The 12,248-nt window shown below is 64.2% G+C and carries 9 protein-coding genes; 3 read left to right on the top strand and 6 right to left on the bottom strand.

The features are described from left to right. Nucleotides 1–5: 5 nt before the first annotated feature. The 5 genes from FB478_RS07410 to FB478_RS07390 are packed head-to-tail and all read right to left on the bottom strand — an operon-like array spanning nt 6 to nt 4,449. Nucleotides 6–1,001 (bottom strand): Gfo/Idh/MocA family protein, encoded by a 996-nt coding sequence (locus FB478_RS07410; protein ID WP_056391968.1) that lies wholly within the window; start codon nt 999–1,001, stop codon nt 6–8. Then, on the bottom strand, nt 998–1,900 hold the full coding sequence (locus FB478_RS07405) for a sugar phosphate isomerase/epimerase (RefSeq protein WP_056391970.1): 903 nt from the start codon (nt 1,898–1,900) through the stop codon (nt 998–1,000). The genes FB478_RS07410 and FB478_RS07405 overlap by 4 nt, the downstream gene beginning before the upstream one ends. Continuing rightward, entirely contained in the window at nt 1,897–2,484 is a 588-nt protein-coding gene (locus FB478_RS07400; protein ID WP_056391971.1) for a VOC family protein, read from the bottom strand. The genes FB478_RS07405 and FB478_RS07400 overlap by 4 nt, the downstream gene beginning before the upstream one ends. After that, entirely contained in the window at nt 2,481–3,476 is a 996-nt protein-coding gene (locus FB478_RS07395; RefSeq protein ID WP_018769936.1) for a LacI family DNA-binding transcriptional regulator, read from the bottom strand. Before FB478_RS07395 ends, FB478_RS07400 begins: the two co-directional genes overlap by 4 nt. Next, nucleotides 3,469–4,449 carry a Gfo/Idh/MocA family protein gene (locus FB478_RS07390; RefSeq protein WP_056391973.1) on the bottom strand — a complete coding sequence of 327 codons (981 nt, stop codon included), beginning with the start codon at nt 4,447–4,449 and terminating at the stop codon, nt 3,469–3,471. Before FB478_RS07390 ends, FB478_RS07395 begins: the two co-directional genes overlap by 8 nt. Nucleotides 4,450–4,620: 171 nt before the next feature. On the opposite strand from FB478_RS07390, the gene FB478_RS07385 reads away from it, so the two are divergent. The 3 genes from FB478_RS07385 to FB478_RS07375 all read left to right on the top strand — a co-directional run bounded on the left by FB478_RS07385 (nt 4,621) and on the right by FB478_RS07375 (nt 7,506). After that, nucleotides 4,621–5,268: a bifunctional 4-hydroxy-2-oxoglutarate aldolase/2-dehydro-3-deoxy-phosphogluconate aldolase gene (locus FB478_RS07385; protein WP_018769934.1), complete on the top strand. Its 648-nt coding sequence runs from the start codon at nt 4,621–4,623 to the stop codon at nt 5,266–5,268. Then, nucleotides 5,265–5,813 (top strand): AAA family ATPase, encoded by a 549-nt coding sequence (locus FB478_RS07380; protein WP_018769933.1) that lies wholly within the window; start codon nt 5,265–5,267, stop codon nt 5,811–5,813. The genes FB478_RS07385 and FB478_RS07380 overlap by 4 nt, the downstream gene beginning before the upstream one ends. Before the next feature lie 271 nt (nt 5,814–6,084). Further along, complete coding sequence (locus FB478_RS07375; protein ID WP_144600092.1) at nt 6,085–7,506, top strand: MFS transporter; 1,422 nt, start codon at nt 6,085–6,087, stop codon at nt 7,504–7,506. A gap of 110 nt (nt 7,507–7,616) precedes the next feature. Here FB478_RS07375 and metH read toward each other — a convergent pair whose 3' ends face one another. Next, nucleotides 7,617–11,261, bottom strand: a complete 3,645-nt coding sequence (metH, locus tag FB478_RS07370) for a methionine synthase (RefSeq protein WP_144600091.1) — start codon at nt 11,259–11,261, stop codon at nt 7,617–7,619. Between the last annotated feature and the right edge of the window lie 987 nt (nt 11,262–12,248).

Below are 12,248 nucleotides of genomic sequence, written 5' to 3'. Positions count from 1 at the left end.
GCTGCCTAGCTGTTGCCGCTAACGGCGTGGCTTGCCCATTGCCGGCCTTCTTGTTCTTGTGTGGGCAGTCCGGAGGCGGCGAGGACCTGGTCAAGCAGCCGCTGGGTGTGGACGGCTTCGCGACCGGAGGTCAGTGGCTGTTCCCTGTCGGCGACCCGGTCCAGGAAGTGGTGGACGGCTGCGGAGAATCCGAGTGTGTCGGTCGCCGTTGCCCAGCCATACGCCTCAGAGCTGAGCTCCCGTGAGGTTGTGACTCCCTTGACGGTGGTCGAGACGGTCTCCGGCGCCCTGACTTCCACGGTCTTGCCATCGCCGTAGGCGTCGAGTTTCTCATTCCACGCACCTGCTGTCCGGGCAGCCATCAGCACTCCCGTGTTGCCGGTGCTGAAGCGGATCATGGCTGCGACGCCGTCTTCTTCCCAGGGGTCGTCACCGGCTGCGTGTGCGGCAACGTCCACGGGATCGCCGCCGCAGTACCAGCGGAGCAGGTCAACCATGTGAATGGCGTTCTCGAACGTTGCACGGTATTCGGATCCGGGGCGGTTCTTCTGCGCGACGCAGAAGGTAGCGCCTTTTGCGCCGAACAGCTCACGGCCGGCGGCATAGACGGGTGCGTAGCGGCGGTTGAAATCCACCATGAGGATGCGGCCGCGCTCGTCGGCCAGGTCCGCCAAACGTTCTGCTTCCTCGGTTGCCGGGGCAAGAGGTTTTTCGCAGAACACATCGACGTCGTTGTTGAGGCACAACTGGACCGCGTGCGCGTGTTCGGATCGGGGCGTGAGGACGAAGACGGCATCCAGGTCCTGCGCGTCCAGCATGTCCTCCACTGACCGGTAGGCGGCGCCGAATCCCCAGCGCCGAACCAGGTTGCCCGGGTCCTCGCGGCGGGATACCAGGGCTGCCAGCTCCACATCATCGCGCTGGACGAGTGTGGGTAGTTGGGCGATGGTGGCGATATTGCCTGCGCCGATGACGCCGACGCGGAGGCGCTGCCCGGTCATCGGGCGTTCTCCATTTCAGCCAGATCAGTGAGCATTCCGCGCAGTGCGGTCACGGATTCCCGGAATCCGTCCTCAGGGGTGGGGAGGTCTTGCGGGTGCCAGCGGTACTCATACTCGATACTCAGCAGGTCATCGTAGCCGTGGCGCAGCAGCGCAGCGAGGATCTGGGGCCAGGGAAGAACACCGGTACCGATGACCCTTGATCGGACGGCGCGCTCGGACGCGTCGACGCGGGCTGTTTCCGTGGCACGGAAAGCTGCGTTCGGATCGGTGAACACGAGGTCCTTCACGTGCACGTGACCGATCAGGTCGCCCTGGACGGCAAAGGCTTCCTCGAACGTCTCGTCATGGGTGAAGGTGAGGTTGGCCTGGTCGTAAAGAACACGAACGGCCGGGTGGGCAACCTCCCGGACGAGCGCAGCGGTTTCTGCCGCGGTCTGGGTCATGGTGCCGAAGTGGTTCTCCACACACAGCCGCACGCCGGCCTGTTCAGCCTCGGGTGCCAGGGTCTGCAGGGCCTCCCGCAGTTTCGCCCATCGCCGGTCACGATCGGTGTCACCGGGATGCCACGCTCCCGCGTATACACGCACCCGGTCGGCGCCAAGCAGGTGGGCGGTCTCAATTGCGCCGCGGAATTCGTCAACTCCCCCGCGCCACTGACTCTCGTCAAGGGAGTTGATGGCCGTGGTGTAGGGCGTGAGGCCAAGGATCGGAAGGCCCTCGCCGTCTGCCGCCGTCAGTGCCTCCATGGCGGCGCGGCGGTCCCCCAGCGGCAACCCTGAGGTGTAGCCGTTTTGGTAGATGACTTCCGCGGCATCAAGCCCTGCGTCCCGGAAGAGCTTTAGCGCTTGGGGGACCGTATGGTGCGGAGTGCCTAGTGTGTGACCTGCAAACCTCATTGTTGATTGTCCTTCCTGGAAGTGTGTTGTGTTGCCGTCCAGTCCGCTGGACCGACGAGCCTGGGTGGGGACGCGACCCGGGATCGGTCGACGATCTCCATCAGCAGGCCCCAAGGGGTGATGAAGTAGGTCCAGCGGTTGCCGGCCACGCGCGGGCTGTCGCCGGCGACTTCTTTGCGCTCCCCGAGCACGCGGACTCCCGGGGTTTCCTGCAGTACGGCGATCGCTTCGTCAACGTCGTCCACGACAAAGCACAGGTGGTGTCCGCCCGAGTCGCAATGCCGTGGCGGGGTCTCGCGCCGCTCGGCGCTGCTCCATTCGAACAGCTCAATGTTCAGATTCGGGGGCAGGCGAAGCATGGCGAGCGTGAGTTTCGCATCGGCCGGGACGTCGAAGTTTGTGGGCATGAATTCTTCGTCAGGCCCACGTTCGGAGCGGTACAGTTCCTCGGCCCCGAGCACGTCGACGAAGAACCGGACGCCCTCCTCGAGGTTGGGAACGGTCAGGCCGATGTGGTCCGCATGCTGGAGCCCCGGCAAACGCCGCAGTGAGCCTGCTGTGGCATCGTACCTTTGCGCGGTCATTTGCGCGGTCCTGCAGTGGAGGCACGGACAAGAAGCTCAGGTTCGAGCACGATGTGGTCCACGGAACCGTCCGCGTTCTGCTTCTCGGCCAGTTCGATGGCGAGGTGTCCCATGTCGGAGATAGGCTGCCGGATGGTGGTCAGGGCCGGGTTGAACCGGGCCCCCAAAGCCAGACCGTCGAAACCGATGACCGACACGTCCTCCGGTACACGCACGCCGCTTCTACCTAGGGCCGAGATGACCGCAAAGGCCACCATGTCATTCGCGGCGATGATGGCCGTCGGCGGATTCTCCATCTCTAGGAAATGCTCTGCCCCACGCGTACCCGCATCCAGATCCGACCCGCTGTCCAGCACAACAGGTGCACTGCCGCTCTCGGCGGACAGCTCCAGATACGCGTCCATCCGGTCCTGGGCGGTGTGCGTACCGGCGATGCCGGAAACATAGCCAATGGAAGTGTGCCCCAGTGAGTGCAGGTGGTCCAGCGCAAGCTTAATTCCGCGGCGGCTGTCGACGGTGACAGTGGGAACCGTATCATCGCCTTCCACCCGGTCGATCACTACCACCTTGTGGCCGAAATCGAAGCGCTTCAACGCCTCGGTATCGACCTTCGTGGAGGGCGCGACGATACCAAAGGGGGCATACATGGCCTGCATGGCGACGAAGTATCCCTCAGTTTTAGCGGGGTCCCCATTGGTGACGCAGAGCAGCAGCTGGTAGCCGCGCTCATCCGCCGCCTGCGTCATCGTCTTGGCCAGTTCTGCAAAGAACGGGTTGGTGATGTCAGGGACGATCAGCGGGATGAAGGTGCTGGTCTTTCGGCGGAGTGCCTGGGCGAGTGGACTCATTGTGTAGCCAAGGCCCTCGGCAACCCGGAGGATGTGCTCGCGGGTTTCGCTCTTCACCGCTTCCGGCCGGGAGAATGCCCGGGAAACCGTTGAGCGGTGGACACCGGCCGCCTTCGCGACAACGTCAATACTTAGGTCAGCCATCTTCTTTTCCTCCGCGCTGGTCGTCATACGCCTGCCAGATCGGGCGCATCACATCTTCGAGCTGGGCCAATGTTGGCAGCCCCTTGAATCCATCTTCCAGTGTCTGGGCGACACGGCGCACGAACGGATCATAGAGAGGGTCACTGTCCACGTCGATCACGGCAGACTCCGTTGTCCCGTCCAACGCGGTGAACGTGGCAGAACCATCCGAGTTGACGGAGGCGAATCCTGCCCCGCCCGCCGACGTGTAGCTGCAGTACCGCTTCAACGGCGAACCCGGGAAGGCGTACCCCACCTCCACAATGGCTTCACACCCGCTCGGGGTGGTGATGATGAGACTGGCATGGTCCTCAACAGCCCCGCCATGCAGCGCCGCCGACAGCCGCGACTCGACACTCGCCGCTGACTCGTCACAGGCCTGCAGGAACAGGTCCACGAAATGCGGTCCCAGGTTTGCCAGGCACCCTCCCCCGGCGGTGGAAGGGTCCAGCATCCAAGGGTTGCCGTTAGCCAGGTAACGCGAAGGCGGACCGGCAATAAAGGAGATCCTCTGGTACGTAGGCCGGCCAGCCTTGGCCAGCCAACGGTCCGTCGGACCACCCCGCTGGACCAGCGGGACGGTGACCGGGACGCCGGCTGCCTCAGCCGCCTTGCGCACCTGCGAAAGTTCCGTCAAGGACGTTCCCAGCGGCTTCTCCACCACAATGGGGATGCCACGCTCGATCAGGGCAAGACACTTTTCGGCCATTCCATCGTGCGGGCCGAAAACATAGGCGAGCCCCACCCCGGGCAGATCGAGCAGGCTCCGCCAGTCCGCCTCAACGGGAGCGGCCCAAGTCTTTGCCAGTCCCTGAACGAGTGACACGTCCTCGTCACTGATGCCGACGACCTGGTGTTCTTCGCCGATTGCCCGGGCATACAACGGAACGTGCCAGTGTGAAGCACCAAGAATGATCGTGCGTGTTTTGCTCACCCTCACAGCTCCTTTGCTAGGTATGGGTCTTGCTGTCCACTCAGCATGAGATCGGTTGCTGAGATCGGTTGCAATAACAGTATGGATGGTGGGAAAGTTTGTCAACGACACTTCAACAGTGGCCCAGGCAACAAAGGATCATCCCAAGCCTCGGCCCCAAGAAAGGCCACCATGTACAAGAAACTCCGCACCTTGCAGACCATCGACGAATCAGGCGCCGTCCTCATCGTCCGTCTCGAGAACGCCGACGTCGCAGAACGTGTTGCCGAAGCTGCCATCGCCGGAGGCTTCCGCGCCCTTGAAATCACACTTTCGATCCCAGGCGCCGTCGAGGTAATCCGCCGCCTCGCCGCCAAACATGCTGCCAATGGAGTCGCGATCGGCGCCGGAACGGTGCTGGACGAGCACGCAGCCTATGAGTGCATCCGGGCCGGGGCTGAATTCCTGGTCAGTCCCCAGCTCAACCCGGCGATGATCCGGACAGCAAACCGGTACCAGGTGCCCACCGTTAGCGGAGCCTACACGCCGACCGAGCTTGTTAACTCCGCCGAGGCAGGCGCTGACATCCTCAAGCTCTTCCCCACCGAAGCCGGCGGTATCCCCTACGCAAAATCCGTTCTCGCTCCACTCGCCCACCTGCCGATCATGCCGGCCGGCGGCGTCACCCTGGAGAACGTAGGCGAATGGTTCGCCGCGGGCGTAGCCGGCGTCGGCGTCGGCAGTTACGTCACCAAAGCATGGCAGCCCGACGGCGACTTCAACCGCGTCACCAAAGCCGCCAAGGAGTTCCTGTCAGCAGTGGCAGAGGCCCGCCGATGACGACCCCTAGCGTCTTTGTCGTGATCGGACCGGCCGGCTCGGGGAAAACAACGGTCGCACAGAAAACAGCAAGAGAAAACAACGCGGCCTACCTGGACAAGGACCGGGTATGCGGACGCTTTGTCGAGTTCGCACTGAAGGCAACCGGACACGACCCCACCGACCGGGAGTCCAACGAGTACTACCGCGAAAACCTGCTTCCCCTCGAGTACGAGACCCTCATGGACGTGGCCGGGGCTAACCTGCGCCTGGGCCGGTCCGTCGTGCTCGACGCCCCCTTCGGGGCCTACTTCGAAGACCCGGATTTTCTGACCAACGCTGCGAAGAAGTTCGATTGGCCACCTTCCCAAACCACGGTGGTCCGGGTGAGGGTCCCGCAGGACCTTCTACGCGAACGGCTCACCCTCCGCGGCCTGGAACGGGACCAATGGAAGCTCTCCCACTGGAATGAGTATTGGTCTGTCTACGGAGACCTGGAATGCGCCTGGTCCGGCGTGCAGTACCTGGACTTCAACAACGAGACACCCCTTCCGGCAGAGGGGTAATGGCCCCACCGCTGCACCCTCTGCCGCAAAGCGGTTGCCCCTCCTAGAGGGGCGACACCAGAATCTGCGACGAGGCTCACAAAAAACGTTGACAAGTCTGTTCTGTCGTCCGTAATCTGATTGCAACCGATCTCAGCAACCGATCTCAGCAACCGATCTTATTGGTTTTGCTGATCCGCCAAGGCGGTAACGGCAGCTGCAGCCGGAGCATTGACCGCCCCGGCTCAACCCCTAACCCCTCCTCAGCAAACGTGGAAGTATGGAGAGTTCAATGAAGACCTCAAAAGATGCGCTCGACAGCTCGGGCCCTTCGGGATTTCCGGAAGTGCCGGAGCCACGCAGGCGCTCCGTCAACATGGTGGCAGGCACGATCGGCCACTTCGTGGAGTGGTACGACTGGTACATCTACGGGCTGCTGGCAGCAGTATTCTCATCGCAGATTTTCCCCGGCGACTCCCCGTTTGCGTCCCTGGTCGCAGCACTGCTGACCTACGCAATCGGGTTTGTCGTCCGCCCGCTCAGCGGAATCATCATTTCACCACTGGCCGACCGTTTCGGCCGCAGGCTCGTCCTGACGCTCTCCATCTCCGGAATGGCGCTCGGCGCTTTGATCATCGGTCTCACGCCGTCATTTGCGACAATCGGGTACGGAGCGCCAGTTCTTTTCCTGGTTGCACGCATTCTTCAAGGCATCTCGGCCGGCAGCGAGCAGCAGAGCGCTATCGCTTTCATGGTCGAACACGCTCCCGCGAACCGGAGGGGCCTGTTTGGCTCGTTCTCCAATATGGCCAGCGGCCTGGCGACCCTCGCCGCGACCGGTGCCGCCGCGATCGTGACCTCCTCTTTTGCTCCCGACGACCTCGCCGCCTGGGGCTGGCGCATCCCGTTCCTCATAGGCGGTGTCCTTGGCGTAGTCGGGCTTATCCTGCGGGCTCGCTCTGACGAGACCCCTGAGTTTGAGGCGACTGCCCTTGTCGACCAAAAGTCCGCGGCGGCGCGCCTGATGGACCTGCTGCGCGAACACCCGAAGGCTCTGCTGCAGGCAGCTGCGCTGTCTGCTCCGGCCGTGGCCTACTACACCTGGGCCACCTTCCTTCCCACCTATGCCAAGCTGACCACCGGCCGCGACCTGTCCTCCACTCTTGCCGGAAGCGTTATCGGCCTTGCCTTGCTGGTGGTCATCGTGCCGGTCTGCGGATACCTTTCCGACCGCCTCGGCCGACGAAAGATCTTCCCCATCATCGGTGCCATCGGCATGATCGTGCTCTTCTACCCACTGCTTCTGCTGCTGAACCAGCCAGGCTTCGGCGTGTACGTTCTGGTCTCAGCGTCGGGATGGGTGGTTCTTGGAATCTGGCAGTCGGTCTATCCGACAATCCAGGCCGAGCTGTTCCCGGCTTCTGTCCGGGTCTCCGGAATCGGCTTTGCACACCAGATCGTGATCGCCGTCTTCGGAGGCACTGCACCACTGATTGCCGCTGCATTCGTCGGCGCCGGACAGCCCATGTTCGTCGCGTATTACATGATCGCCATTGTCGCCCTCTCCCTCATCGCCTACTTCACGCTTCCGGAAACTGGCAGCAAGGGCCCGCGTGCCACCGTCGCCCCGGCAGACCGCGAAGTGCTGGAGGGAGAGCACCTGCTCTTCGAGACTCCACACGGCGGGATCCAGGCGCACAATTCCAAGCCATAGGCGTCCTTCTGGTGCCCTCGTAACCATGCAACGCCCCGCACTTCGGGGATCGCCCTCGACCGAGACCTGGTCGAGGGCGATCCCATGCCCGGCCAACGACCGGCTTCACCTCACACCTTGAAGTACTTCGCCTCCGGGTGGTGGAACACGAACGCGTCGGTGGACTGTTCGGGGTGCAGCATCAGCTCATCGCTCAGGACCACGCCCATGCGCTCGGGCTTCAGCAGCTCGGTGACCTTGCGGCGGTCCTCCATGTCAGGGCAGGCGGGGTAGCCCAGCGAGAACCGGGCACCGCGGTAGTCCAGCCTGAAGTACCCTGCCGTGTCCTTGGGCTCCTCGGACGCGAAGCCCAGCTCCTTCCGGATCCGGGCATGCCAGAACTCGGCCAGCGCCTCGGTGAGCTGCATGACCAGGCCGTTGAGCTCGTAATAGTCGCGGTACTGGTTGGCCGCGAACATCTTGGACGTGAACTCTTCGATCTTGGAGCCGGCGGTGACCAGCTGCACGGGCAGCACGTCGATCTGCCCGGACTCGCGGGACTTCACGAAGTCGGCCAGGCACAGGTGCCGGTCGCGGCGCTGACGCGGGAAGTCGAACCGCAGGCGGTCGGTGCCGATCGGGCCGCCTGAACCGCCGTCCGGGGCGAGCAGACCGGCCTGGCCCAGGACGCCGTCGGGATCCTCGCCGTGGTGAAGCACCACTACCTGCTCCCCTTCGGAGACCACGGGGAAGTAGCCGTAGGCGACGGACGCGTCCAGCATGCCCTCGCCCAGGATGCGGTCCAGCCAGTAGCGCAGGCGCGGCCGGCCCTCGCGTTCCACCAGTTCCTCGTAGGAGGCACCGTCCTCGCCGCGGCCGGGCTTGAGGCCCCACTGCCCCATGAAGGTGGCGCGCTCGTCGAGGAACGCGGCGTACTCGTGGAGCGAGACGCCGCGGACAATGCGGGTGCCCCAGAACGGCGGCACGGGAACGGGGTTGTCGGTGGCGACGTCGGACCGGCCGGGCATGGCCTCGGGCTCGGTCACCGTGAATTTCGCGCCGCCCTTGTGGATGCGCTTCTTCAACGGCGGCAGGCCGACGTCGTCCGGCGACTCGCCACGGGCCACGCGGACCAGCGGCTCCATGAGGGAGAGGCCCTCGAAGGCGTCCTTGGCGTAGCGGACCACGCCGTCGAACTGCTCCGCCAGGTCCTGCTCCACGTAGGCACGGGTGAGGGCTGCGCCGCCCAGGATGACCGGCCATTTCTTGGCCAGGCCGCGGGACTGCAGCTCCGCGAGGTTTTCCTTCATTACCACGGTGGACTTCACCAGCAGGCCGGACATGCCGATCACGTCGGCGTTGTGCTGCTCGGCTGCGGCGATGATCTCGGCGATGCCCTGCTTGATGCCGATGTTGATGACCTTGTAGCCGTTGTTGGTGAGGATGATGTCCACCAGGTTCTTGCCGATGTCGTGCACGTCGCCGCGGACGGTGGCGATCACCATGGTGCCCTTGCCGGACGAATCCGACTTCTCCATGTGCGGCTCCAGCAGGGCGACGGCATTCTTCATCACCTCGGCGGACTGCAGCACGAACGGCAACTGCATCTCGCCGGCGCCGAAGCGCTCGCCCACCACCTTCATGCCCTCGAGCAGGTGGTCGTTGATGATGCCCAGCGGGGTCATGCCCTCGCTGCGGGCCAGGTCCAGGTCCTCTTCGAGGCCCTTGCCTTCTCCGTCGATGATGCGCCGCTCCAGGCGCGCGCCGGTGGGCAGCGCCGCGAGTTCGGCGGCGCGCTGGTCCTTGAGCGCTGCGGTGTCGACGCCGGCGAAGAGGTCCAGCATGCTGGCCAGGGGGTCGTACGTGACGTTGCCGTCGGCGTCGTATTCGCGGCGGTCCCAGACCAGGTCCAGGGCCACCTTGCGCTGCTCTTCCGGGAGGGAGGCGAGCGGGACGATCTTGGCGGCGTCGATGATGCCGCTGGTCAGGCCGGCCTGGACGGCCTCGTGCAGGAACACGGAGTTCAGGACGATGCGCGCTGCGGGGTTCAGGCCGAAGGAGACGTTGGAGACGCCGAGCGTGGTGTTGATGCCGGGGTACTTGGCGGTGATCTGGCGGATGGCCTCGATGGTTTCGATGCCGTCCCGGCGGGTTTCCTCCTGGCCGGTGGCCACGGGGAAGGTGAGGCAGTCGACGATGATGTCCTCGACGCGCATGCCCCATTCGCCCACCAGGGCGTCCACCAGGCGGGAGGCGATGGCCACCTTGCCTTCGGTGGTGCGGGCCTGGCCCTCTTCGTTGATGGTCAGGGCGATGACGGCGGTGCCGTGTTCCTTGACCAGGGGCATGATGCGGGCGAAGCGGCTGTTGGGGCCGTCGCCGTCCTCGTAGTTGACGGAGTTGACCACGGGGCGGCCGCCGATGAGTTCCAGGCCGGCCTGCAGGACGGGCGGCTCCGTGGAGTCGATGACCAGCGGGAGGGTGGAGGCGGAGGCGAAGCGGCTGACGACCTCTTTGATGTCCGCGACGCCGTCGCGGCCCACGTAGTCGACGCAGACGTCCAGCAGGTGGGCGCCGACGCGGATCTGTTCGCGGGCGATATCCACGCAGTCGTCCCAGCGTTCCTCGAGCATGGCCTGGCGGAAGGCCTTGGAGCCGTTCGCGTTGGTACGTTCGCCGATGGCCAGGTACGCGGACTCCTGGTCGAAGTTCACGTGCTGGTAGAGGGAGGCGACGCCGGCCTCGCGTTCTTCGGGGATTCTCGCCGGCGCGTTGTCTTCCTTGGTCTCCACGGCTTTGGTGCGGAAGGGGGCAAGACGTTCGACGACGGCGGCCATGTGCTCCGGCGTCGTACCGCAGCAGCCGCCCACCAGGCCCAGGCCGAATTCGCGCACGAACTGCTCGTGCGCGGTGGCGAGTTCGGAGGGTGAGAGCGGGTAGTGGGCGCCGTTGGCGCCGAGGACAGGCAGGCCGGCGTTGGGCATGCAGGCGATGGCGACGGAGGACTGCTTGGAGAGGTGGCGCAGGTGCTCGCTCATCTCGTCCGGGCCGGTGGCGCAGTTCAGGCCGATGGCGTCCACGCCGAGCGGTTCGAGGGCAGTGAGCGCGGCGCCGATTTCGGAGCCCATGAGCATGGTTCCGGTGGTTTCCACCGTCACCTCCACGAAGATGGGGAGCCGGACGCCGCGGGAGACGATGGCCTGCTTGCAACCGTTGACGGCGGCCTTGGTCTGCAGGAGGTCCTGGCTGGTTTCGATGAGGAAGGCGTCCGCGCCGCCGTCGATCAGGCCCTCGGCCTGCAGGGCGAAGGTCTGCTTGAGGTAGTCGTAGCTGGTGTGGCCGAGGCTGGGGAGCTTGGTGCCCGGGCCCATGGAGCCGAGGACCCAGCGCATGCGGCCGTCGGATTCTTCCGCGGCTTCGGCGCGTTCGCGGGCGATCTCCGCACCCTTGCGGGCGAGCTCTTCGATGCGATCATCGATGCCGTAGTCGGACAGGTTGGACCAGTTGGCGCCGAAGGTGTTGGTTTCCACGGCGTCGATGCCGGTAGCGAAGTAGGCGTCGTGGATGTCCGCGATGACGTCCGGGCGGGTGTCGTTGAGGATCTCGTTGCAACCCTCGAGGTTCTGGAAGTCCGTGTCGAGCTGCAGGTCGCGGCCCTGGAGCATGGTGCCCATGGCGCCGTCGGCAATGACCACCCGGTGGTTCACGGCGTCCAGGAGCTCCTGTGAACGGGCGGGGCGGGGGACGGACTCGATGTCCAGTGCGAAACGAGGCATCTAAACAGGTTACGTGTGGCGGCTGCAACGTTGCGCTGTATGTCCGTGTGCTACGACGGGGGTGGGGTTCTTCAGGCGACCATATGACTAACGTGGATGACTACCCAAAAACTATGATCCTTCATGGTTTCTGGTGCGATGTGTTCGTGTTGTTAGCACAGCACACTGTTGCAACGTCGGCGCTGACTGAGGATTTAGGCAACTCAGCGCTCCCTTTGAGAAGTAAACCCTCCGGGGACACCGCCAATATTCTCTTTGTGGGAATTCGTTCAATCACTAACTGTAAAGAGTCGGCACGCGGAGTCTTGCAGGATTAGTAATCGAAGCAGGGTTATACCACAAAGCGTGTGTATGGGAGGGGCTTGCTTCCCAGCCCGTGCGCGGTAATTCCGCGGTAGCTAAGCCTTGGAAGCTTGGGTGCTTGCTACCTCTGGACTGTTTGATTGTGGCGGTGGGCTGGTTCGGAGCGGAAAGCAGCTGCCGGTACACAGCGGTACACAGCGGTACCCGGCGCCGTCACTGCCGGGCGAGCTGCTCGGGTAAACGTCCTGATGCGAACCGGCGCCCAGGAACGCGGCGGGCAAGGCGTTTCTGCGCGCGGGCGCTCTGACGAGGATTACGACTGTGGCCGAAGCCGCCGCGTAGCCGGGCACGTTGAATGACTGGCATCAGAGTTATGAGCACGTGAACAATGCCCGCACTCACCACAGCAGCAGCGCCGTTGTGGCGGGATGGGTGCGGGCGAATCTGGCGTGATAATACACCCACGACAGGCTTCGTAAGGCCTACCGGCTGCTGGAATGACTTAGCAAGGCCGGGGACATTGTTCACATACCTGCACGCTGAGCTCGCTCGACGACCAACCGCATAGAAGGTGGCACCAACGCCCAACCCCGATTGCTGCTGCGGGCGCACCGGGGCATGAGTGATGAGCACCGCAAACGCGCGATCGACTGGTACCTCTACCTCCACAGCGAACAACCCATG

The sequence above is a fragment of the Arthrobacter sp. AG367 genome, assembly GCF_007828995.1.
In the GTDB taxonomy this organism is placed as follows: domain Bacteria; phylum Actinomycetota; class Actinomycetes; order Actinomycetales; family Micrococcaceae; genus Arthrobacter.
The sequence above is the reverse complement of the archived record's forward strand: the minus strand, read 5'-3'. Positions and strand labels throughout refer to the sequence as shown.